We start from the raw sequence: 22,975 nt of genomic DNA on the forward strand, positions 1-22,975 counted from the left end.
ACTCACCTCTCTCTTATTATCTCAACGTTTTCTGGAGGTTTAAAGCTAAAAATAGATGACTTTATATCCACATTTCGCTTAATATTGAAAAACTTTATTTTGGTTAGATTTTCTAAGGCATCCCAAAACCATATTTCCTTGATGGCCCCGGTTTCAGAATAAACGATTAGCCTAATCTTCTGAACCTGAGCATTTTTATCCTTTGGGAACAAACTTAGAGCCACTTCTTTTTGGGATAATTGCTCAAGGGGACCAAAGTTAAAATCTTTAAAAAGATTGCCCTGGCCTGTAAGAAAATCTAAGGTGGCTTTTGACGGAAAGGCATGTTCCAGAGAAAAAACCATCACCTGCTTATCTTTCGGGCTGTAAACATAAATCCCTTTGCCATCTATAATGATAAGAAGTTCTTCTGGCCACTGGTATTCCCAGCGCATAAGGGCTGGTTTTTTGTAAAACACCCTGCCCTTGGATATTTTCACCTGATTGCCTCTTTTAAAATAGACTTCCTGTTCAAATTCTCCGGTAAAGCTTTGGGTTGCCTGATAATAAGCCTGAACACGTTTGGCTATGTCTTCTGCCGAACTGGCAGCTATAAGAGGCTTACTTATCAGGACGCAAAAGAACAGGACGAGGACGCACACCATCTGACGGTCCAACGATTCCCTCCTTTTCCATTCTTTCTATCATACGGGCGGCCCGGTTGTAGCCCACCCGAAGACGCCGCTGCAGCATAGAAATAGAAGCCTGGCCGGTTTGCACCACTATTTGCACGGCTTGTTCGTAAAGCTCGTCAACTTCATTATCAGCAAAGTCTTTGTCTCCTTCTTCAGCCACAGAAAATTCTATTTCGTAGTTTGGTTCCCCTTGGGACTGCAAAAATTCTACCACCTTTTTAACTTCCTCTTCACTGATAAAAGCCCCGTGAATACGTTTTAGCTTGGATGTTCCGGGCGGTAGAAAGAGCATATCTCCGGCGCCAAGGAGCCTTTCAGCTCCGCCGGTATCAAGGATAGTGCGAGAATCTGTACGCGAAGACACCTGAAAAGAAATCCTGGCCGGAAAGTTTGCTTTAATAATCCCGGTTAATACATCTACCGAAGGACGCTGGGTGGCCAGGAGCAGATGAATTCCCGAGGCCCTTGCCATCTGAGCCAGCCTGGTAAGGGACATTTCCACCTCTTTTGAAGAAACTACCATAAGGTCTGCCAGCTCATCTACCACTATGACAATGTAGGGAAGCTTTTCTTCAGCCTGGGCATTATAAGAATCAAGGTTTCTGGCCCGGGCCTCTTCAAGTAACTGATAGCGTCTTTCCATCTCTGACACCGCCCATTTTAAGGCCAGCGTGGCGGTTTTTGGCTCAAGGAGTACCGGATGTAAAAGATGGGGAATACCGTCATAGACTGAAAGCTCAATGCGTTTGGGGTCTATCAGAAGCAAGCGCACTTCCTCTGGGGTGGCTTTAAAAAGAAGGCTCATGAGCATAGCATGCAGGCAAACACTTTTTCCCGTTCCCGTGGCCCCAGCAATAAGAAGATGAGGCATTTTAGCAAGGTCTGTAACCACTGGCCGACCGGAAATGTCTTTGCCTAAAGCCAGGGTCAACCTTGACTTGGCCTGGCGATAAGGTTCGCTGGCAAGAATTTCTTTAAGATAAACGATTTCCCGTTCTCTATTGGCTACTTCTATCCCTACTGCTGACTTTCCTGGTATGGGAGCCACAATGCGAACGCTTGCAGCTTTAAGCCCCAGAGCCAGGTCGTCGGCCAGCGAGGCAATCTTATTAATTTTAATACCCGGAGCTGGCTCATACTCATAAACAGTGATTACCGGGCCTGGACAAATTTCTGTAACCCTTCCTCTCACACCAAAGTCTTCTAACTTCTGTTCAAGAAGCTTGGCCCGGGCCAAAAGTTCTTCTTTGCTTTCGCGTTTAACCTGAGGCGGCGGGTCTTTTAAAAGGCTTAATGGTGGCTTTTTAAATTTTCTATCAGAAACCGGCAACTTTGAAGGGCTTACTTTTTCAGGGGTATAGAGGTCTTCTTCAGGCTCAGGATATATTTCCTGTGATACTGGAATCTGAGGCTCTAAAGCCGGTACCAGTTCAGTAGATTCTTGTTTTATCGGCTCAAAGGTCTCTTTAGTGCTAGCTTTAACCCTTTTAACCTTTGTACCTAAAAAGACCATAAACTCTTTTATACGCCCCAGAAGTTCTTTAGGTGAAAAACCAGAAATTAAAGAAAGAGCCACTAACTGGAATAAAATTATGATGATAAATAGCCCTGGCTTGCCTAAAAGAGCTATGAGTTGACGGCCTAAAATTCCCAGAAGGCCTCCATTTAACGGGTAAGGCCCTATTTCACCCTGGAGATTAGCCAAGGGCTCTAGAAAAGAAACAGAGCTAACAAAAAGAATGGCTGCCAGTAAAAGCCTTAAGCCAATTTTTTGTCCACTAAAGAGCCATACCCCTGCAAGTATTAGAAAGATAGGAATAAACCAGGCCCCTATACCGGCTAGATCAAACAAAAAAGCCGCCAGATAAGCCCCTATAAGTCCGGTAAAATTTTTGACCTCAAAAGCCCCCACTCGCCCCAAACCAGGATCATCTGGACGATAGCCTACTAAAGCCAAAAAAATAAAAATTCCCAGGGCAAGTAAAATTATGCCTATAATTTCGTGGCGGAAACGATTAAACATCACTTTTAAAGGTTTCCTTCTTTCTTGAGAAAAGCTAATCCTTGAGAAATAAGCCTTGGCCAGCTCAGTTTCTTTAATATCGGCCATATCTCCTTATCAGAGACAGCTGAAAACCGGGCCAGCAATAGAAGGGAAGGACTATCTTTTAAAAAAACCGCTACAAACCCCTTTTTTTCCTTGGGAGCATAACTTATTAAGGCCTGATAACCGTCTATCTGGCGATACTTTAGAATAAAATCAGAGGTCTCTACCTCAAGTCGCCCCTTTAAGGCCTGGGCAAGCTTTTCTCCCTGCGTTCCACCGGCAAAGAGCACTTCCAGTCTGGCCCCATCTCCTCTTTCATAAAAACGACGGATATAAAAGGCCTTTTGCTCGCCGCCTGCATATTTTAAGTAGTGGGGTTCTGAGGCCTTCCAGCCGGGAATATCCTTTAAAAAGGAAAGTTCTTCTTTAGAAGCTAGCACTTCCAGGGGCAATAAACAAACTACCAAAAAAGTTACAATGGCCAAAAGCTTCTTCATAGGAACCCTCTCCAAGACTTTTTCTAAAGATACCATGAATATAACTTTTTCAAAAAACGAAAGTTTTATTCTCAAAAATACCTTAATTTATCCCTGAGACTACTTCGCCTGTCCCGAGCAAGAGCGAAGGATCTCCTCGCCGTGACAGACCGGGGCTGTCATTGCGAGCGAAGTAATCTGATAATTCCTGAGACTGCTTCGTCGCGCTTGCGCACTCCTCGCAGTGACAGGTAAAGATGTCATTGCGAACCACGTTCCCCTTCTCGTCATTGCGAACCACGAAGTGGCGAAGCAATCTCTTCGCGAGGCGAAGCAGTCGCCGTGGCGATACAATCTGATGTTTTTAAAATTCCAGAAAGTCTTTCTATCAGCGGTGGAATTTGTCCAGCTGGAGGAAACTAATCTGGAATCTGGAGATCCTGTGGATATTAGGCGGGTAATGTACACGACCAATATTATAGAGAGCGTAAATAGCAAATTTTGGAAGGCTAAAACGGGAAGGAGAGGATCAAGGGCTGGCCTCAGATATATGGTCAGATAGCCATTCTCTTTGAGGGCTGGTAATAATAGAATTTACACAAGTAGGTGGACAGTCCCTTTAAGAGTAGATAACAGCCAGGGCTGGATGACGCTCAAATTTACGATCTATCCTTTTCCATTTCATATAAAAGTTTATGTTCCTTTTCACGAAGGTACTCTTCCAATTCTGAAGAGGCAATAACAGAAAACTTTATAGGATGATGAGGTGAAAGTCCGGCTGTTTTCCGAATAAGCTCTTCTATTTCTCTTTCTTTTTGAGAGGGTTTTTTAGGAAAGGCTAAAAGTAGATGCATTTTGTTGGCTACTTCCCGCTTTTCACCTGCTAGTTCGTCTAGTAAGTATACTTTGGCTTCTTTAAAATGTTTTCTTATAGCGGCTAAAATAGGTGGAATATTTTTTATAAAATTGTCCAAAAATTCTTCTCTTTCTTGTAGCTTTCGGTCAATAAATTTGGCCAAGTGTTTTTTGGTAGTTAAACGATATATGAACTCAAATATAAAAGTGCCACCCAGAATCCAGGCTGAGGAATAAAGGGCCTGGGGAGAAGTCTTTAAGTTATAAATGATAAGGGCAGCAGCTGAAAAAAGACACCCTATAGCCCCTATGCCAGCTAAAAAACGATTGGCACCAGTTTTCCGGGAAAGTCTAAAATTGGAAAAATTTACTGCGCTGAATACTAATAAGAATCCCAGGCTTCCGGCTACAGAAATGTTTTTTAGGTCAAAGGAAAGAGCAGCTACTATGGTTAAAGCTGAGATAATTAAAAGGCCTTCGTAAGCACCTTTCCAGATATGCTTACCAAAAAACTGGGGTAATTCACCATATTTTGCTACTAGATAACTGACCCTGGCTGTTCCATAAAGGGTGGCATTAATAGCTGAGGCGGTAGAAGCCAGGGCAGCTATGGCAATTAGAATAAAACCCAGTCTTCCTAAAAAAGGCTTAGCTGCTTCGGCAAGGACATAATCTTTGGCCTTGATTACTTCTGAAGGGTCTAAATTCCCTACTGTTACTAGGGCTACCAGAATATAAATAGCCATTACCGAAATAACAGCGGCATAAAAAGCGAGTGGTAAAACCTTATCAGGTTCTTCTACATCTTGAGCAGTATTGGCTATAAGTTCAAAGCCTTCATAAGCCAGAAAAATGATGAGGCCACCAGTTAAAATGTTTAAAAGGTGAGGATAAGTTTCAGGAGAAAGCTTTGCGGGATCAATGGTGAAAAATCCCAGGACCGAAAAAAAGATAAGGATAAAGACTTTGAAGGCTACCATTAAGTCTTCAGCCTTGCCTACAATGTAGGCCCCCAACAGATTTAAAACCGTGAAGAATAGAATTACAGCTAAGGTAAGTAGCTTTTTAAGCCATATAGTTTCAACACCTGCTATAAGTACTGCTCCATAACTGCCAAAGGCGTAAGAATAAAGAGAGAGCATAATAATATAACTTGCGAGCAAAAGGGTATTGAGCCAGGCAGCTAAAATTCCTGCTCCAAACCCCTGCACTATAAATTCTATGGTTCCTCCCTCACTGGGATAACGTACCGAGAGTTTAGCATAAGAATAAGCTGTTATGAGAGCTAGAAGACCTGCAAAAAGAAAGGCGAGAGGTGCCGCCCCTTTAGCTAAAAGGATAGTAAGGCCGAGGACGGCAAAAATGCCCCCTCCGATCATGCCACCAACGCCGATGGAATAGGCCTCCCAAAAACCTATTTTTTTGCTATGCATATTTTTCTCCTCAAGTTTTTCTTGAAAAATAAGTTTTAAAAATGGAAAGTTAAGTAGCTAAAATAAGGCTTGACTTTACCGAGAAATACTTTCTTTTACTTCTTCCAAAAAGGGCGCTTTTTCCGGGAGTTTAAAAGGTTTGTCCACGTAAAGCCAGAAAGAAGTTCTTAGAAATAAGGGATAATTAGAGTTCCCTATCCTATGTTTTCCGTAAGGGACTTTGGCTGTGATAAGCCACCACCCCTCTTGAGGAAAGCCCACGGTGAATTCGCCATTTTCATCAGTATAAAGAGAAAGGTACATGCGTGGGTTGTCTCTTTTGCCAAATGTATCCTGGGGAAGTTTATCAGGAGAAAGATATATACCGTTGAAACGAACCATCTGTACAAAAACTTTAGGAGCAGGTTTCCCTTCAAATAAGACCTGTCCTTTAAAGACATTGCCAACGACTAACCCGTATGGACGAGTCATAGGAATTATTTCAAACTTTTGTTCAAGGATTTGCCCCCAGCCTTTTTCTTTTTCCACGTGTAGGGGAACTTTTACTATTTCCTGCCAGACTTCTCCGATAGCAGGCATAAGCGTTGGTTGGGTAACGAATAAGAGATAGTGATCTCCTGCCATAGTGGGAACATATTTGATTTTCCAGGCGTAGCGTTTTTTGCCCGTGGCGAAATCTTTAAACATTGTCCTTACAAAGGCTAAAGATTCTGTTTTTTTATCTGGCCTAAAGACTTTACCCTGAGGAGCTTTGAGGTCATAAACTATCCCCTGAAAAGGTTCTGTCCGCAGGACAAAAAATTGTGTTTCTTGCCCTTTTAAAGCGTAGCCCTGCCTTTTTGGGTCAAATATCGTAAGAAAATAGCCCCAACTTAGGGTTACCCACGAAAATACAAAAAATATAAAAACTAAGACTATACACCTGCGCATTATTTTTCTCCTTGTGTTTCGTTATATTTAAACGGCTGAACCAACAATTTTCTTAAAGATTAAATCATGTAGGACTGGCCGAAAAATTTTGAGTTTGTTGGGATGGCGGTGGGGATGTACTCGATTGCTTAAAAGAAGGATAATCAACTCGTTTTCATGGTCAATCCAGAAGGAAGTCCCGGTAAAACCAAGGTGCCCTAATGCTTTTCTGGACATAAGTCCTCCAGCGCTTGAGTTTTTAGGGCTTGGGCGGTCAAAGCCCAGGGCCCAGGTACCAGCCTCAGAACGCCAGTCCCAGAAAAGAGAGATTACTTCTCGAGTTAAGAAATTACATGTTTCCTGACCAAGATAAACCTTTAGCAAGAGAACCAAAAGTTTTAAAACTTCTTCGGCCTGTCCAAAAAGCCCGGCATGCCCGGCCACTCCTCCCAGCACCCAGGCGTTTTCGTCATGTACTTCGCCTTTTATGAGCTTTCCTCTCCAGGGGCAAAGTTCAGTGGCAGCCATAGCTTTCTGGCAAATACCTTTAACTTTTGGTTTGAAAAGAATTCTTCTAGAGGAAGGCCCGAGTATTTTAAGAGTTTCTTCAAAAAAGTCTTCAAGGGTTTTCCCGCTGGCTGTTTCTACAATTTTTCCAAGCAGGATAAAGCCCAGGTCGCTATATAGATGTTTTTTTCCGATCGGATAGGCCAGAGGTTCTTTTAGTATCCAGGTAATAATCAAGTCCTGGCGGTTTTCTGGGGGATAGGTGATAAGTTTTACGAAATAAGGCCTGTGAGAGGGAAGGCCAGCGCTATGATTCAATAAATTGGCAATGGTTATCTCTTCAAACCAGAACGGTACCGGGAAAAATTCTCCAAGTTTTTGACCAAGTTTTATTTTTTCTTCAGCTACAAGCCTCATCAGGCAAAGGCTAGTGGCCAGGGGTTTAGTGAGAGAAGCGAGGTCGTAATAAGTTTCAACGGTGGCTTTGCGAGGGACAGGCAAAATTTCTTGCCAGCCAAAAGCCTCAAGGTAAGTTTTTTCAGCATGCCATACCACCAGCACCGCGCCGGGAAAGACTTTTTCTTTTATCCCCCGGCGCATTATTTCGGTGATTTCGCGGGGGAAATGTTCAGGCATCTAGTTCGCGGCGGCTCTTTTTCTCAATTTGTGAAAGTAACTTTTCAAGCTCTTCAATAGTGAAAATGTATTCTTGATTGCAGAAATCGCAGGTTATACGGGCAGGTTCATTTTTTTTAATAAGCTCTTCTATTTCTTTGGGGCCAAGGGCAACTAGAGCTCTTTCCACCCGTTCACGAGAACAGCGACAACGGTAAGCAAGGGGTCGTTTTTCCAAAATTTCTACGTTATCTTTTCCAAAAATACGATAGAGTATCTCTTCGGGATTGAGTTTTTCTTCACGCAATAGACTGGTTACCGGTGGCAATTTTTTAAGCACTTCTTCAATGTTTGAAATCTGCTCTTCAGTGGCGGCGGGAAGGGTTTGAATGAGAAAGCCTCCAGCAGCCTTTACCTGGTTGTCAGTGTCCACAAAAACACCAAGCCCTACCGCTGAGGGAATTTGTTCAGAAACCGTGAGATAATAGCTTACATCCTCGGCAATTTCGCCAGAGATAAGCTTGGTAGAACCCTGGTAAGGCTCTTTTAATCCCAAATCCCGGGTTACCGAGATAAAGCCGTTTCTCCCTACGGCCTGGCCTACCAGGAGTTTGCCTTTCTGCGGGGTTAAATGGATATTTGGCTTTTGCACCAGACCACGCACATTTCCTTCGGCATCAGCCTCTGCAAGCACTTCGCCGATGGGGCCGCCGCCGTTTATCTGAATCATGACCCGGCCGGTTTTAAGGTCAAGGCCGAGAAGAGCTGCCGCGGTAAGGGCTCGGCCGAGAACCGCTGTAGCCGTAGGGGATGTGCGGTGAATCTTTCTTGCCTCTTCTACGATGTCTTTGGTGTCAGCGGCAAATATGCGAAAAGCTCCGTCTTTAGTCATACCACGCACGGCGTAGCTCATTAATCTTCCTCCTTTAAAGCCAAAAGGGTTAGCTCTTTAGAGCGATTGGTAGCCTCTTCTACCGCGTCCATCACCGTGGCCCTGAAGGCCCCTTCTTCCAGTGCCTTTAGGCCGCAGATAGTAGTTCCGCCAGGTGAAGTTACCATGCTTTTTATTTCGTAAGGGTTTTTGCCTGTCCCCTGCATTAATTTCAAAGTTCCTAATATCGTTTCCTGGGCAAGAATTTCTGCTACCTGGCGAGGAAGACCGACTTTTACTCCCGCGTCTATCAGGGCCTCTACAAAGGTAGCTATATAAGCAGGCCCACTTCCTGAAAGCCCGGTTACAGCGTCAAAATAGGCTTCTGGAAGTTCTACGGCTTTGCCAAAGGCCTCTAAAAATTTTCTGGTGAGCGTAAGGTCTTCTGATGTGGTATAACGGCCACCGGTAAATACTGATATACCTGCCTGCACCAGGGCGGGAGTATTGGGCATGACCCGAACAACCCTTGTTTTTTCCGGAAGACACTTCTCCAGTACAGCCAGAGGAATACCAGCGGCAATAGAAATAATTAAATGGCGTGAATAGTCCACGCAAAGGGTAATTTCTTTCAAAACTTCTTTGATAATCTGAGGTTTTACGGCAAGGATTATTAGGTCTGCCTTCTTCACCAGGGCACAGTTTTCAAAAAGGACTTTTATTCCCGGAAAAGTTTCTTCTAAATATTTGCGGCGCTGAGAGGAAGGCTCAGAAACAAGAATATTTTCTGGTAAGGTGGCGCCGGACTCAATAAGCCCTTTTATGATGGCTGCGGCCATCTGGCCTCCGCCTATAAAACCTATTTTGATGTCTTTAAAAGCCATAGGCCCTCCCGGTGTTTTGTGTTATTTCTTATCACTTTAAATAACCTTTGTTAATAACTAAAAAATTAAGGCGTGGAGGACAAAATGGCCAAAAAGCCCTGGGGAGGACGGTTTTCTGAAGAAACAGATAAACTTGTAGAGGAATTTACCGCTTCAGTTCACTATGATAAAAGACTTGCCCTTTACGATATTCGTGGAAGCATAGCCCACGCCAGGATGCTGGGAAAAACCGGGATCATTCCGAAAGAAGACGCTGAAAAAATCATCTCTGGCCTAAAAGAGATAGAAAAAGAGATAAAAGAAGGCCGCTTCAAATGGCGTAAAGACTTAGAAGACGTGCACATGAATATTGAGGCTGCTCTTTATGAAAAGGTTGGCCCGGTGGCCGGAAAACTTCATACGGCCCGTAGCCGAAATGACCAGGTGGCCACAGACGTAAGGCTTTTTCTGCGCGACGTTATAGACGAGACTCTGAGGCGCCTCAAAGAATTAAGAAAGGCCCTAGTGGTTAAGGCCAAAGAAAATCTGGAAGTGATTCTTCCTGGCTTTACCCATCTTCAGCACGCTCAGCCGGTGCTTTTGGCTCATCATTTCATGGCTTATTACGAGATGTTTACCCGTGATGCCAGACGTTTTGAATTCGTCCGCGAAGAGACCAATATTTGCCCGCTAGGTAGCGCTGCCCTGGCTGGAACTCCTTTTCCGGTGGACCGCGAAATGGTAGCTAAGGAACTTGGCTTTAAAGGTGTTACCAGAAATAGTATGGACGCTGTTTCAGATAGGGATTTTATTGTCTCTTTTCTGGCCGCGGCGTCGCTGGTCTTTGTTCATCTTTCGCGCCTTTCCGAAGAACTAATCCTCTGGATAAGTCCGGAGTTCGGCTTCATAGACCTTCCTGATAAACTGTGTACCGGTAGCTCTATCATGCCCCAGAAAAAAAATCCCGACGTGGCAGAGCTTATCAGAGGTAAAACTGGCCGCATTTTTGGGAATCTTTTCACCCTTTTGACTGTACTTAAAGGCCTTCCCATGACTTATAACCGTGACCTTCAGGAAGACAAAGAACCCCTTTTTGACACGATAGATACCCTTTTGCCCTCCCTTACTCTGGCCAGAGAACTTATAGCCGGCCTTAAAGTCAACCAGGAACGAATGCGCAAGGCCTGTGAGCAGGGGCATCTTACCGCAACAGACTTGGCCGATTATCTGGTTACAAAAGGCCTTCCCTTTCGGGAAGCCCATCACATAGTAGGTCGTCTGGTGGCTTACTGTGAGGAAAAAGGTCTGAAACTCTGGGAGTTGCCCATTGAAAAGCTAAAGGAATTTTCAACGTTAATTGAAGAAGACGTTTACGAGTGGCTTACCCTTGAAGGTTCGGTAGCCAGGCGTAAAGTAGTGGGTGGTACGGCTCCTGAGCAGGTGAAAAAGGCCATTTCTCAGGCGGAAAAAGAACTGGAGGCTTAAGAAATGATAAAGGCAGTTCGCGGGTTTAAAGACATTTTGCCTGGAGAAACAGAAAAGTGGGTCTATCTAGAAGGGTTGGCCAGACGTTTTTTTAACGCCTATGGTTTTCGCGAGATAAGAACTCCAATTCTTGAAAAGACCGAGCTTTTTGCCCGAAGTATTGGTGAGGCCACCGATATTGTGGAAAAAGAGATGTACACCTTTCTTGACCGCAATAAAGAAAGTGTGACTTTGCGCCCTGAAGCCACGGCAGGTATATGCCGGGCAGTTATTGAACACGGCTTATACGCCAAAGCCAAAGTACTCAAGCTTTTCACCATGGGGCCGATGTTTCGCCATGAGCGCCCGCAAAAAGGCCGCCTGCGGCAGTTCCACCAATTTAACGCCGAGGTCTTTGGAAGCCACGCTCCAGGGACTGATGCCGAAGTTATCGCCCTGGCCATGGATATTCTTCAAGCAGGAGGGGCCAAAGACCTGCGCCTTGAGATAAACTCTTTGGGTTGTCCTGAGTGCCGTCCTGCCTTTAGAGAAAATTTAAGGCAATTTTTAAGGAAGAATGCCGACAAACTCTGTGAAGACTGTAAGCGGCGCACAGAAAGAAATCCACTCCGGGCCCTTGACTGCAAGAAAGAGACCTGCCAGGCGGTTTATGAAAATGCTCCCCTGATAGAAGAATTCTGGTGTGAAGAATGCCGCAAGCATTTTGCCAAAGTTTTAGAAGAGCTAGGCCTTTTGGGGCTAGAGTTTGTCAAAAATCCACGGCTGGTGCGCGGCCTTGATTATTATGTGCGCACTACCTTTGAGATTAAGGCCCAGGGGCTTGGGGCCCAGGATACCGTGGCGGCAGGAGGCCGTTATGATGGCTTGCTTAAAGCCCTGGGAGGCCCGGATATCCCGGGCGTGGGCTTTGCTATCGGGGTAGAGAGGTTTCTCCTTGTGGCTGACTTGCCGGCTAACCTTGAGCCTCGTTTAGACCTTTTTGTGGCGGCCCTGGGAGAAGAGGCCAAGAAACAGGTTTTACCCCTGGTAAGATCTTTACGTAATAAAAGTATTTCAGTTGACCTTGACCATGAAGGAAGAAGCTTAAAGGCCCAGTTAAAAGTAGCCAATCGCCTTAAGGCCCGCTATGCCCTCATTTTAGGGGAGAACGAACTCAAAGAGGGTGTAGCCCTTCTCAGGGATATGGAGACCGGCGAGCAGGAATCAATCTCCTTATCCGAGTTGGAAAAAGAACTAATAAAACGCTTGTCGTAATGGGGCTTTATGAACTGGTAGTAATTTTTGTAGCCGCCTTTATTTATGGCGTGGCAGGCTTTGCTTTTGCCCTTCTGGCTGTGCCACTTCTTTCTTTCACCTGGCCTTTAAAACGCATAGTGCCGCTGGTAGCCCTACTGGCCACTTCTTTAAACGGGCTCATGTTATTCAAAATGAGGAAGAGTTTTACTTTTAAGCGCGTTTTGCCACTGCTAATAGGTGGTTTACCTGGTGTTTTGGTGGGTGCTTATTTTTTGCGGCATATAAATGACGCGTTTTTGCGGGTTGTTTTGGGAATAGTGCTGGTTTTTTACGGCCTCTGGGGGCTTAAGAACCCCAAAAGACCTTTTGTTATTGGCGATAACTGGGGTTATCTTTTCGGGTTTCTGGCAGGTTTTCTTGGCGGGGCTTTAAACACTCCAGGGCCTCCAGTGATAATTTATCTTACTCTCAAAGATTGGGGAAAGGACGAAATTAAAAGCACTCTCCAGGGTTTTTTCTTTTTGTTGGCCATTTTTGTTATATTTTCTCACTGGCGCCTGGGGCTTATTACTTCAGAGGTTTTGAAGAACTACCTGATGGCTTTTCCTATTATTCTTTTTGGGCTTTTTTTAGGTCACCGCCTTTATGGCCGATTAAGTTTGAAGATATACCAGAAAATACTTTATAGCCTTTTAGTGATGATGGGGCTTTTGTCTTTCCCGTGGAAAATTGGAGGCTAATATGGAAAAAAGAAAAAGCGAGCGGGTAAAACATGTCTTTCGTGTTGATTATAGCACCCCTGAGGCCCTTTTTAACGAATTTGCCGAAAATTTAAGTGAAGGCGGCATCTTTATTAAGACCGAAAATCCTTTAGATGTAGGAACCGAGATAACCATTGAATTTAAATTACCCTTTCTGGAAGAGCCTATCAGAGTTAAAGGGCAGGTAGAATGGCATACCAACCTTCAAGGAGTAAACAAAAATCCACCAGGCATGGGAGTGAGTTTTCAAGGCCTTTCCAACGAAGATAAAGAAAAAATCAATAAAGTTGTTAGAAAGTTAAAAGCTTTTTAGGCTTTTTTGCTCCTATTTTCTCTGTTTCCCTTTTTTAATTGCTCATATTTGAAAATTGACTCTTTGGTCCCTCTGTGCTAAGGAAAAGTCGTTTATGAAAGAGGGGATGCGTTATTTTTTAAGCCTGCTGGGTGATTTTTTAACCGTTGGCCTGGCTGTAGGAGGTTCAGTGGCAGCAGGAGTAATTACCGGCTGGTTTATAGATGAGAAAATTTTTAATGGTAAGACTTCGCCGTGGTTTACTATAATTTGTGCGGCCTTTGGTATTGCCGGCGGAATTAAAAACATTTTCGTTATGACCAGAAGAAGATTCAAAAACGAAAAAAAATGATAAGGCTTAAGACAAACGAAGAATTTTTAAAACGTTTTAAAATATGGACTTGCTTTTTATTGTTAGGGATAGCGGTTTTGTTCTATATGGTGACCGCTTCCTGGGCAGAGGGGCTTAGTGTGCTGGTAGGGGGAGCTATAGCCCTTTTAAATTTTCAGTCCCTTCATAAGGACGTAAAATCTATTGCTCAAAGTGTGGCCTCAGGCCATCAGACGGCCTCGCGGGCTACTCGTGTATATCTTTTCAAATACTATCTCAGGCTGATAGCCACCGCGATTGTGTTATTTTTTGTGATAAAAGTCCAAATTATTAAGCCTTTACCGTTTATAGTGGGTATTTCGGTTATTATCATGAATATTCTACTTTGCTTTTTTAGGGAAATAGGGCGTAATTTCTGGCTAAAATTTAAGGAGGGCTAGGTTATGGAACATCCGTTACTGTTCCTGTGTTTTCTATTAGAGCTTCTGGGTATTCCTTCAGGCTGGCATTATTATGAACATGCTGAACAATACGGTATTCTTGCGCAAATCTTTGCGCCTCACATGGTTCACAGCTATTTTGTCTGTATTTTGATAATAGTCCTTATTATTGCCGGGCTTAAAAAACGGGAGTTTATTCCTAAAGGGGCCCAGAACTTCTGGGAATTCGTGCTGGAATCCCTTTATGATTACACCAAAAGCAATGTTCCTTCCTCTGGAAAGCTTAACCTTGTTCCTTACGTCTTCCCGTTGATTGTCTGTTTTGCCGTCTATATTCTTTTCTGTAACTACATAGGGATTGTCCCTGGTTTTATGGCTCCAACTGCCAATATCAATGTTACCCTGGGTTTAACTTTGATTACTATTGTCTATTATCACTTTTTAGGGCTTCGTTTTCAGGGGCTTAAGTATTTCAAACAGTTTCTAGGGCCAATTCCTTATTTAATTCCTCTAATTGCCCCGGCGGAAATCTTTGGCCACATTGGTCGAGTTATTTCTCTTTCCGTACGACTTTTTGCCAACATGATGGCTAAGGAACTTTTAATTGGAATATTGCTCTTTTTGGCCGGTCCATTTTTTGCACCGCTTCCAATTCTTTTGCTTGGTGTATTGGTGGCCTTTATCCAGATGCTCATTTTTATAACGCTTTCTCTAGCATATTTTGCCGGAGCTGTTGAGGAGCATCACTAAGAAGGGTAGGGGTGCGGAGAGGCCCTTTGCATCCCACAAACAGGAAAAATATATAAAATTATTTAAGGAGGGAGTAGGTTATGAAAAAGGTTTTGAGTCTTGCGGTTCTTTTCCTTCTTACCGGAGTAGCTATGGCTTTTGCTGCTGAAGGTACTCAGGCTGCTCTTGGTAATGGCTTTTTAGGGATGGTAGTTCTTGGTTCTTGCTTGGGTATCGGTGTTGCTGCTAGTGGTTGTGGTGTTGGCATGGGGCACTGCGTACGTGGTGCTTGTGAAGGTATTGCTCGTAACCCTGAGCTTTCTGGTAAGCTCACCGTTACCATGATTTTGGGTCTCGCTTTTATCGAAGCTTTGACCCTTTATGCTCTCGTGTTGAGCTTTTACCTCGTATTCGCTAAGCTCCCTGGTTACATGGCGCTCATTGGCGCTTAATCAGACTACCTAATAGTTGAGTTTAAAGCCGTGGGGGGAAGACCTTCACGGCTTTTTTGTTTCGTTATAATAGATATAGTTCACTTAATGCTACTTTTGTCTTCTTTTTTGGAAAAATTTTCTTAAAGTTTATTCTTGCTTCGTTTATGAATTTTTTTGAGCCTATAATGAGGCTTTCTGTAAAATAACGTATCCTATAATTAAATTTTTTGGTGTCACTGAGTCTTTTTGTTTTGTCCAGGCCGCCTTTCCCATAAACAAACTCTTGCAAAAGTTTAAGCCTCTCTTTCTCCGTCTTCTTTTCCCAACTGGCAAGCCCGAAATTAAGCGAAAGGAAGTTTTCGCCTGTCCCTTTTCTTGCCCTGTATCCCAGCGAACACCAGCGGTAGTCCTCCGGCTTCTCCACTATCCCCGCCCGCACCGGGTTAAGTTCTATGTAAGCCAGGCAATTGAGCAAAGCCTCACCGGTTTCTACTATTACGGACTTGAACCTGTCAGCCCAGAAATAGCCCTTTCTTTCAACACGCTTGTTGTACCAGCGAGAGAAGCGCTGTTTTATCTCCTGCACATAGCGAGAAAGATTCCCTAGCCTTGCCCGCCACTTCTTGATTAGCTCTTCGTAAAAGAAGATTTTGCGCTTCTGGCCGTAGTAAAGCCTGATGCGCTGTTTTACTTCTTCGTCGGAGAACTGGTTTTCAGGGAGCATGCGGCAGAGAAGGTGAAAGTGATTGCCCATAATGGCGAAGCCATAGACTTCCACGAAATAGACCTGAGAGAGCCAGCGGATGAGGTGGAGCAGGTGGTCTTTTTCTTCAAGGCCGAGGACGTTGTGGCCAGGCAGAGCGGTGCGGGAAATGACGTGATAAGCGGCTTTGGGATCACTGATAAGTAAGCGAGGAATTCTTGGCATAACAAACCCTCCTACTAAAATTTTTCACCTGTCCCTTTATCTAACATCGTACATGTTTGATCAGGGCTTGAATTTTTTCGCCTGTCCCTTTTTAATTTTTGAACTTGACGCCTTGACGCTGATATCATACGAAGATACAAATATGGATATGATTCCCTTAAAGAAATGTTTTCCTATTTTATTCGTTCTTTTTCTTCTTTCTGGCTGTGTTGCTCAGCAACAAGACATTCAGGTGTTAAACGCCCAAATTTATAATCTTGATTCTCGGCTAGATTCTCTTGAATCTCGCCTGTCAGCCCTGGAAAAGGAGGTAGCTCGTCTAAGCAAAAGCCAGGCTTCCTGGCAAAAGAAAGCTGAAAAGCTTTCCATTGAAAGGCAGGAAGAACTTGCTAAACGCCAGGCTGAATTGAGTACCGAGATAGATAGACTTCAGGCTGAGCAACTCCGTCTTAGTGGCCAAATAGAGCAACTTCTTTATTTGCAGCAGCAAGATCGAGAAAATTTACATGAATTTCAAAACAAAATTCTGGCCAGGCTTCAAAAACTGGAAGAAAAGCTTTCTGCCACTCCTGCGAGAACTTCAAAAAAGTCCCAAAAACCAAAGTCTGCCTCCCAAGAAGATTTGTATCAAAAGGGCTTAAACCTTTTTAAAAAGCGTTTATACGAAGAGGCCCAGGCTGCCTTTGAAGAATACCTCAAAAAATATCCCAAAGGCAAAAGAGCGCCTAATGCCCTTTTCTGGATAGGTGAATGCCTTTATCAGCGTAAGCTTTACGAAGAGGCTATTTTGCAGTATCAAAAAGTAATAGACGAATATCCTAAAAGTCCTAAGGTTCCTGCTGCTCTTCTGAAACAGGGCCTTGCTTTCTTGCGCCTAGGGGATACCGAAGCGGCTGCTATAGTATTTAAAAAGCTGGTAAGACAATACCCTCGTACTGAACAAGCTCGTATAGCCAGGAAATACCTTGCAAAACTTGGTAAAAAATAAAATACAAATCGCCATTTTTCTTCTTCTTTTTTTCTTTTTATCCCAATCTTTTGTTTGGGCAGCTATAAAAGTAGGCGTTGTACTTCCCTTATCAGGCAAACACTATATCCTGGGCCAACAACTTAAATACTGGTTAGAAGAGCTAAACTACAATCTTGTTCGTCAAAATATTTATTTAGACCTTATCTTTCTGGATTCTAAAGGTAAACCTTCTCATATTAAAAAAGTAGTAGAACAAGCTGTTTGGGAAAAGGTGGACGTGATAATCGGGCCAGTAGTTCCTGGTTGTGCGGAGCCTCTGGTTAGGGAAGCTCGTCTTTATGGAATCCCAGTCATTGTCACTTCAGGAGAAATTAATCCCATTAAATATTTAAGAACCCCTCCTGGCCCGGTTTTTAGAACGGGAATTTCTACCCGTGTGGCGGTAAAGGCCCTTTACCGTTGTCTAAAAAAAAGGGGTGTCCAAAAAATAGGTCTTCTTTTAACGCGAGACCCTTTAGGGCGTGAAGGAGAAAAATGGCTTTACGCCTATGCCACAGAATATGCCTTAAAGATTGCTAAAAAACGTTATTTTGGCCTTTATGATACTGATATTACGCCCCACCTTGAGGACATGCTTGATTGTGAAGCTATAATTTGCTGGGCTCCTCCTGAATCAAGTCTCAGAGTGGCAAAAAATATACGTAGAAGCAGTTACGCCTTACCAGTTTATTTTTCCCATATGTTAGCTGATGGGTATTTTATTAGAACAAATTTTTTTATTTTACCCTTTGTGGGGCCAGGCTTTTTCTATCAAGGGAAAAATTTCCCCGGGGATAAAACCTTATTAAACATTTGGCTTGTCTATAAAAAACAATATAACCTGGCTGATAATATATACTTTGCTGCCTATACCGACGCTTTAATTTTTCTCAAAGAAAGTATTAGAAAGGGTGGCTACAGAAACTGGGTAAAAGCCATGGAAAAATTAGGCCTTGTTAAAGGGCTTACGGGAATTTATTTTCTATCTCCAGATGATCATTACGGGTTATTGCCTGCTAGTCTGGGGGTTTTTCAATATAATGGTTTTAATTTTGGGGCTATCTGCAGACCACAAAGAAGTATTTTTTGATGGGGGGCCGTTATGGCTATTATAAAAATTATCTGGAGTGAAGGGCTTGGTAATTTACACCGGCAAAAGTTTACTTATTTAGCCGAAATGTTTTTTTATAGTTGTCTTCCTAGGCAGGAAAGCTGGTTCCCGCCAGTTGATATATTTGAAGTGCCACAAGCAGTAGTGGTTATGGTTAATTGCCCTGGAGCAGATAGAGACTTATTTGAAATCCGTTTAGATGGTAATTTCCTTTATGTTCGTGGTTACCGCAATTTACCTATAAAACAGGGGCGAGTGTACCAGCTAGAAGGTGAGTATGGGCCCTTTGAACGGCTGATTCGTCTTCCCTTTGTCGTAACAGCGGAAGGGGCTGAAGCCGCCTTTGAGGATGGATTACTGAAAATTATTCTTCCTAAAAAAGGCCATTAAACTATTTTAGAAACAAATTCTAAAACCCTTTCAGGAGTCAGGTTTTTCATACAGCGCCTATCGCTACATTCTTTTTGAAAACAAGGGCTACAAGCTATTTCACCACGCAAAATTACATGTTTTTCACCAAAGGGGCCTGTGCGCCAGGGGGCTGTGGGGCCAAAGAGTGCAATTACAGGTGGGCCAGAAGCCGCCGCCAGGTGTAAGGGGCCGGTATCCACCGAGATTACCAGCCTGGCCCCCTTGAGGACGGAAGCCAGTTCTTTGAGGTCAGTTTTCCCGCAAAGAGATAAACCAGGGTTCCCGTTTAGCAAGCTTTTAACATAGTCTTTATCTTTTGAAGAACCTACGAAAACCGGCAAAAAGCCCTGTTTCTCTAAAAACTGGCTTAACTTTTTCCAGCCGTCTCTGGTCCAGTATTTAGTAGGCCAGCGCGTGCAGGGGATAAGCACTGCATATTTTTTAGGTAGCCCAAATCTTTTCCGCAAATCTTCAAGAGGTGGGAGCGGGGGTAGAGGAAATTCTATTTCTTTAGCTGATAGGCCCATATAATTTAACACTTTAAGATAGCGCAAGACTGCATGTTCATCAGGGTCATAGGGGGGGAGCTTGAAGTTGTAAAAAAAGGTACTTCCTTCACGGTGGTTGGCAAAACCAATTTTACATCTTCCTCTGGCCAGGCTTACTAGAATACCGCTTTTTAAAAGCCCTTGTAAATCAATAACTACGTCATAATCTTTGGCTCTAAGTTGTTGTAGCAAATCTTTCCATAGAACTATAGCATTAAGATTTTTTTGTCTAATTTTTTGCAATACTCGTTTGCGCGGCCAGACCAGAAGGCGGTCAATATAAGGGTGCCCTTGAAGGAGGCTCGAGAATTCTTCTTCAACTATCCAGTCTATCTGCGCCCCGTTATTTTTAAGGGCTGATAATACAGGGAGGGCGTGAATAATATCTCCCAGCGAAGATAATTTAACTATTAAGACCTTCATTTTTTTATTATTTTTTTAGCTGCGTCCAAAAGATTTTCGGCTATTAGGTCAGGTTTGATACCAGTAGTCGGGATGGTTTGCAACAATTCCTGACGGCCGTAGCCAGTAAGAACTAAAATCCCTTTGCCTCCGATATTTTTGGCCAACACAATGTCAGAGGTCCTATCTCCTATTACGTAGCTGCGGGAAAGATCAAGACCAAGCTCTTTAGCCGCTAACTTAGCCAGGCCGGGTTTGGGTTTGCGACATTCACAATTTTCTTCTGGATGATGAGGGCAAAAATAAATGCCGTCAAGAAAAGCCCCTTGACTGGAAAGTTCTTGATTCATCTTCTGGTGAATGGCCTCAAGGGTTTCCAGGGAGAAATATCCTCTCGCTATTCCACTTTGATTAGTTAATACTACCACGGCAAAGCCTGCCTGGTTAAATAAGCTAATGGCTTCAGGAACACCTGGCAGCAGGTGAAAATCCTTGGGATCTTTCAAATAGTTGACCTCTTCGTTGATAGTGCCGTCTCTATCAAGAAAAATTACCGGTCTCATAATAGGCTTATCTGCTGACAGGCCTCTAAAACCTGGGTTACCGATATTTTTTCAAAGCATACGTAACCTTTATTGCAGGAACGTGAGAAACAAGGGCTACAGGGAACTTTCGAGGAAACTACTATGGCTCGTGGATTCAAAGGACCGGTGGCTTCAGGACTGGTAGAACCAAAAATGGCCACCTGGGGTATTTTTAGAGCTGCTGCCACGTGCATGAGGCCAGAGTCATTGCTGACAAAAAGATCAAGACGGGCTATCACACCGGCAGAAGCGGCCAGGTTAAGGAGCCCACATAAATTCCTTGCCCTGGGTAGGTCTTTAACTATTTTGTCTCCCGCTGTTTTCTCTTTCTTTCCACCTAAAACCAAAATTGAGTAACCCAGACGTCTTAAATGGTAAGCCAGAGCTCGATAGCGGGCGATGGGCCATTGTTTTGCTGGTCCGAAGGCTGCTCCTGGAGCAAGGCCAGCCCAGGGCCGGGGTAAGTTAGTCAAGAAATTAAGGGCCTTTTCCTGGGCCTCTTTAGGTAAAAACAAAGTTAGCTCTTGAAAGGTTATTTCAAAACCAAGTGCAGATAAAAGATGTAAATAATAATCACGCTGGTGTAATTTATCTTTTGGTTTAGGAACACGATGAGTAAGAAGAGGGCTTCGTCCATCAGTAGCATAACCTGCTCTGGCTTTGACTCTCGCCAGGAAAAAATTAAGGGCCGAAGAGAAAGAATTAGGGAGCAAAATGCCAGCAGGGTATCTATTTTTTATTTTTTGAGCCAGTTGCCAGGAGGCCTTTTTAGAAGAAGATATTTCGTAAAGGTTCCCGAGCTTTGGAAAGTTTTTAAAAAGCTCCAGTACATGAGGCCTGGCAATTAAGGAAATTTGGTCAAAATAATGGGCTAGATTAATCAATGCCGGTGAAGCCATTACGGCATCACCAATCCAGTTGGGCAAACGAAGTAATAAATGTCCTTCTTTTGGAAAGGGTTTAGACATAAGAGAAAACATACAGGTCTTTGAAAGAGAAACAAGTCATTTTCGGATTCGCCATTCAAGATAAGCCCAGAGCAGGCCTACAAAAATCCCTATAGCCAGCATCTCAAGCAAAAATTCATTCATGTCTCTATTTTACTTAGAACTAAAGGACTGGCAAAGTAATTTTGCCTGTCCCTGAACTTGACCTTGAAGGGAGCAATACCTATCTCTCTTAAAAAATTCAGGAGGTAAAAATATGGAAAGAGTAGACCGTTTAGCTCAGATCGTAGAAATGGCCAAACAGGGCAAAAAGGTAAAAGCTAAGGTTACCCTTCTTAAACGGCCCATTGTTTTAAAAATTCATCCTGAAGCCCAAATTCTTGAGGAAAAAGAGGCTTATATTCTTGGTGCCATTTTTGAGTTTGAAGTTGATGGTCAAACTTATAAAGTGGAAAGGTTTTACGCTATGGGTTTTCCCACCGAAAGCTTTGAGGAAGAATTGGCCAATAGAAATTTGGCCAATGCCCTTCTAAAGGAAGATTATGAGCGTTTGAAAGAAGCTGGCATTGAAATTGAAGAAAAATACTTTGAATAAAAAGAAAGGGGGTGCTATCCCCCTTTCTTTGGTTCGTATAAGCAAAGAGGTTCTTCGGCTAAATAGTCACCAGTGGCTTCGTAAGCTCTGGCCCGGCAACCCCCACAAACACGGACATACTCGCATCTTCCACATTTACCCTTATATGCTTTAAAGTTTCTTAAATTTTTGAAAACTTTAGAATTCCACCAAACTTCTGGAAAAGTTTGTTTTCTGAGTTCTCCGCAATTTAATTCCAGATAACCACAGGGTTGAACCACTCCCTGGTGAGAAATAAAACAAAATCCAGTGCCTGCTAGACAGCCTCTGGTAACGGCGTCAAGGCCAAAAGTTTCAAAGGTGACCGATTGGCCTTCTTCTTTAGCCCGCTGGCGTAAAATACGATAATAATGCGGCGCACAGGTAGCTTTAAGGTGAAAGCCCTCAGGGACTTTTTTCCTTTGGTCATAAAACCAGTGAAGCACTTTTTCATATTTTTCAGCGGTAAGGGCCTGCTCTGCCATTTCTTTGCCACGCCCCACCGGTACTAACAAGAAGATGTGATGGGCTACGGCGCCAAGTTTTAAGGCCAGGTCTAAAATGGCTGGCACTTCTTCAACGTTAACTTCGGTGATAGTGGTGTTGATTTGAAATGGAAGGCCTACTTCTTTTAAGATGGCGATGCCTTTTAGTGCTCCATCAAAAGCTCCCTTTACTTTACGAAAATTATCATGTGATTCTGCTGTTGCACCATCAAGGCTTATGGAAACACGGGCAATACCGGTTTCTTTCATTTTTTGAGCAATCTCTGGAGTTATAAGAGTGCCGTTGGTAGCCATAACCGGCCTGAATCCCAAGCGGGAGGTCTCTTCAGCTATTTCAAAGATGTCCTTTCTTAAGAGGGGTTCTCCTCCTGTTAAAATGATGATGGGGCTACCAACTTCTTTTATCTCTTTCAATATGCGGAAGCATTCGTCAGTGGTGAGTTCGTTTGGATACGGCCCGCGGCTGGCAGCCGCCCGGCAGTGAACGCAGTCAAGATTGCAATGCCTAGTAAGTTCCCAGGCCACAAGTCTTGGCACGAATTTTTCCTGGCTACTTGGATGTTTATGATGCATAACAATGACCTCCTTATAAAACGCTTTAAACATAACATAAAAACTGGGGGACAGGCAAAATCCTGCAAAATTTAAGAAAAAATTTTTTTAATCCGAAAATCTATATAAGATTTGGGGGAGTTGGGGCGGGCCTAAGGGGGCTCGTATGGTAGAAGCTGTTTTATGGAAACCTTGTTATTGCATCGGCCATTCAAAGATTGACAGACAACACCAAGAGTTAGTTAATCTTCTTAATCTCATGATTCAAAAGGTTAATTCTTCTTGTCCTAAAAATGTAATTGACGCCATTTTAATAAAGATGGTTAATTATGCCGAAAATCACTTTCTAGATGAAGAGAAAGTAATGCAAGAAATTAACATAGTGTTTCGTCAACTGTGTCCGCAG

The 22,975-nt window shown here is 43.4% G+C and carries 26 protein-coding genes; 13 read left to right on the forward strand and 13 right to left on the reverse strand.

Annotation, left to right across the window (positions count from 1 at the left end; genetic code table 11):
- Positions 1-2: 2 nt before the first annotated feature.
- The 8 genes from lolA to proC all read right to left on the reverse strand — a co-directional run bounded on the left by lolA (position 3) and on the right by proC (position 9,271).
- Positions 3-656 (reverse strand): outer membrane lipoprotein chaperone LolA, encoded by a 654-nt coding sequence (gene lolA, locus TH606_RS07495; RefSeq protein WP_157627889.1) that lies wholly within the window; start codon positions 654-656, stop codon positions 3-5.
- Complete coding sequence (locus TH606_RS07500; RefSeq protein WP_068542581.1) at positions 601-2,697, reverse strand: DNA translocase FtsK; 2,097 nt, start codon at positions 2,695-2,697, stop codon at positions 601-603. Before TH606_RS07500 ends, lolA begins: the two co-directional genes overlap by 56 nt.
- Before the next feature lie 5 nt (positions 2,698-2,702).
- Positions 2,703-3,218: a hypothetical protein gene (locus tag TH606_RS07505; RefSeq protein ID WP_157627890.1), complete on the reverse strand. Its 516-nt coding sequence runs from the start codon at positions 3,216-3,218 to the stop codon at positions 2,703-2,705.
- Between the two features lie 638 nt (positions 3,219-3,856).
- Entirely contained in the window at positions 3,857-5,485 is a 1,629-nt protein-coding gene (locus TH606_RS07515; RefSeq protein WP_068542545.1) for an APC family permease, read from the reverse strand.
- A 75-nt stretch (positions 5,486-5,560) separates the two neighbouring features.
- Positions 5,561-6,415, reverse strand: coding sequence for a DUF4198 domain-containing protein (locus tag TH606_RS07520; protein WP_068542547.1), 855 nt, complete (start codon positions 6,413-6,415; stop codon positions 5,561-5,563).
- Between the two features lie 27 nt (positions 6,416-6,442).
- Positions 6,443-7,537: a serine hydrolase domain-containing protein gene (locus TH606_RS07525; protein WP_068542548.1), complete on the reverse strand. Its 1,095-nt coding sequence runs from the start codon at positions 7,535-7,537 to the stop codon at positions 6,443-6,445.
- Entirely contained in the window at positions 7,530-8,429 is a 900-nt protein-coding gene (gene hslO / locus TH606_RS07530) for an Hsp33 family molecular chaperone HslO (protein ID WP_068542549.1), read from the reverse strand. Before hslO ends, TH606_RS07525 begins: the two co-directional genes overlap by 8 nt.
- Entirely contained in the window at positions 8,429-9,271 is an 843-nt protein-coding gene (gene proC / locus TH606_RS07535) for a pyrroline-5-carboxylate reductase (protein ID WP_068542550.1), read from the reverse strand. Before proC ends, hslO begins: the two co-directional genes overlap by 1 nt.
- Before the next feature lie 84 nt (positions 9,272-9,355).
- On the opposite strand from proC, the gene argH reads away from it, so the two are divergent.
- The 8 genes from argH to atpE all read left to right on the forward strand — a co-directional run bounded on the left by argH (position 9,356) and on the right by atpE (position 14,976).
- On the forward strand, positions 9,356-10,735 hold the full coding sequence (argH, locus tag TH606_RS07540) for an argininosuccinate lyase (protein ID WP_068542552.1): 1,380 nt from the start codon (positions 9,356-9,358) through the stop codon (positions 10,733-10,735).
- 3 nt (positions 10,736-10,738) lie between these two features.
- A complete protein-coding gene (gene hisS, locus TH606_RS07545; RefSeq protein ID WP_068542554.1) occupies positions 10,739-11,989 on the forward strand; it encodes a histidine--tRNA ligase in 1,251 nt (416 codons plus the stop codon).
- A complete protein-coding gene (locus tag TH606_RS07550) occupies positions 11,989-12,711 on the forward strand; it encodes a sulfite exporter TauE/SafE family protein (protein ID WP_068542556.1) in 723 nt (240 codons plus the stop codon). The genes hisS and TH606_RS07550 overlap by 1 nt, the downstream gene beginning before the upstream one ends.
- 1 nt (position 12,712) lies before the next feature.
- Positions 12,713-13,045 (forward strand): TIGR02266 family protein, encoded by a 333-nt coding sequence (locus tag TH606_RS07555; RefSeq protein ID WP_068542557.1) that lies wholly within the window; start codon positions 12,713-12,715, stop codon positions 13,043-13,045.
- A gap of 94 nt (positions 13,046-13,139) precedes the next feature.
- Positions 13,140-13,376, forward strand: a complete 237-nt coding sequence (locus TH606_RS07560; protein WP_068542558.1) for an AtpZ/AtpI family protein — start codon at positions 13,140-13,142, stop codon at positions 13,374-13,376.
- Positions 13,373-13,795, forward strand: coding sequence for an ATP synthase subunit I (locus TH606_RS07565; RefSeq protein ID WP_068542559.1), 423 nt, complete (start codon positions 13,373-13,375; stop codon positions 13,793-13,795). The genes TH606_RS07560 and TH606_RS07565 overlap by 4 nt, the downstream gene beginning before the upstream one ends.
- A gap of 3 nt (positions 13,796-13,798) precedes the next feature.
- The gene (gene atpB, locus TH606_RS07570; protein ID WP_068542560.1) at positions 13,799-14,545 is read left to right on the forward strand and encodes a F0F1 ATP synthase subunit A; all 747 of its coding nucleotides are present in this window, start codon (positions 13,799-13,801) and stop codon (positions 14,543-14,545) included.
- Positions 14,546-14,625: 80 nt separating this feature from the next.
- Positions 14,626-14,976, forward strand: coding sequence for an ATP synthase F0 subunit C (atpE, locus tag TH606_RS07575; RefSeq protein ID WP_068542562.1), 351 nt, complete (start codon positions 14,626-14,628; stop codon positions 14,974-14,976).
- Between the two features lie 64 nt (positions 14,977-15,040).
- Here the strand turns inward: atpE and TH606_RS07580 are convergent, their stop codons facing one another.
- Positions 15,041-15,886, reverse strand: coding sequence for a transposase (locus tag TH606_RS07580; protein ID WP_068542564.1), 846 nt, complete (start codon positions 15,884-15,886; stop codon positions 15,041-15,043).
- A gap of 142 nt (positions 15,887-16,028) precedes the next feature.
- On the opposite strand from TH606_RS07580, the gene ybgF reads away from it, so the two are divergent.
- The 3 genes from ybgF to TH606_RS07595 are packed head-to-tail and all read left to right on the forward strand — an operon-like array spanning position 16,029 to position 18,396.
- Complete coding sequence (gene ybgF, locus TH606_RS07585) at positions 16,029-16,874, forward strand: tol-pal system protein YbgF (RefSeq protein ID WP_068542565.1); 846 nt, start codon at positions 16,029-16,031, stop codon at positions 16,872-16,874.
- Positions 16,852-17,985, forward strand: coding sequence for an ABC transporter substrate-binding protein (locus TH606_RS07590; RefSeq protein ID WP_068542567.1), 1,134 nt, complete (start codon positions 16,852-16,854; stop codon positions 17,983-17,985). The genes ybgF and TH606_RS07590 overlap by 23 nt, the downstream gene beginning before the upstream one ends.
- Positions 17,986-17,997: 12 nt before the next feature.
- Positions 17,998-18,396 carry an Hsp20/alpha crystallin family protein gene (locus TH606_RS07595; protein ID WP_068542569.1) on the forward strand — a complete coding sequence of 133 codons (399 nt, stop codon included), beginning with the start codon at positions 17,998-18,000 and terminating at the stop codon, positions 18,394-18,396.
- Here TH606_RS07595 and waaC read toward each other — a convergent pair.
- Genes waaC through waaF form a run of 3 tightly spaced genes read right to left on the reverse strand, consistent with a single transcriptional unit; the run spans position 18,393 to position 20,931 of the window.
- Positions 18,393-19,388 carry a lipopolysaccharide heptosyltransferase I gene (gene waaC, locus TH606_RS07600; RefSeq protein WP_068542571.1) on the reverse strand — a complete coding sequence of 332 codons (996 nt, stop codon included), beginning with the start codon at positions 19,386-19,388 and terminating at the stop codon, positions 18,393-18,395. The genes TH606_RS07595 and waaC overlap by 4 nt on opposite strands.
- On the reverse strand, positions 19,385-19,930 hold the full coding sequence (gene gmhB / locus TH606_RS07605) for a D-glycero-beta-D-manno-heptose 1,7-bisphosphate 7-phosphatase (RefSeq protein WP_068542573.1): 546 nt from the start codon (positions 19,928-19,930) through the stop codon (positions 19,385-19,387). Before gmhB ends, waaC begins: the two co-directional genes overlap by 4 nt.
- Positions 19,927-20,931: a lipopolysaccharide heptosyltransferase II gene (waaF, locus tag TH606_RS07610; protein WP_068542575.1), complete on the reverse strand. Its 1,005-nt coding sequence runs from the start codon at positions 20,929-20,931 to the stop codon at positions 19,927-19,929. Before waaF ends, gmhB begins: the two co-directional genes overlap by 4 nt.
- A 223-nt stretch (positions 20,932-21,154) precedes the next feature.
- On the opposite strand from waaF, the gene TH606_RS07615 reads away from it, so the two are divergent.
- On the forward strand, positions 21,155-21,493 hold the full coding sequence (locus TH606_RS07615; protein WP_068542577.1) for a hypothetical protein: 339 nt from the start codon (positions 21,155-21,157) through the stop codon (positions 21,491-21,493).
- A 14-nt stretch (positions 21,494-21,507) separates the two neighbouring features.
- Here TH606_RS07615 and ahbD read toward each other — a convergent pair whose 3' ends face one another.
- Complete coding sequence (ahbD, locus tag TH606_RS07620) at positions 21,508-22,590, reverse strand: heme b synthase (RefSeq protein ID WP_068542579.1); 1,083 nt, start codon at positions 22,588-22,590, stop codon at positions 21,508-21,510.
- A gap of 145 nt (positions 22,591-22,735) precedes the next feature.
- Between ahbD and TH606_RS07625 the strand changes: the two genes are divergently transcribed.
- Positions 22,736-22,975 (forward strand): bacteriohemerythrin (locus TH606_RS07625; RefSeq protein WP_197460530.1); only part of this gene is annotated, 240 nt, incomplete at its 3' end.

Origin of the sequence: Thermodesulfatator autotrophicus (genome assembly GCF_001642325.1) — a bacterium.
GTDB classification, from domain to species: Bacteria; Desulfobacterota; Thermodesulfobacteria; order Thermodesulfobacteriales; family Thermodesulfatatoraceae; genus Thermodesulfatator; species Thermodesulfatator autotrophicus.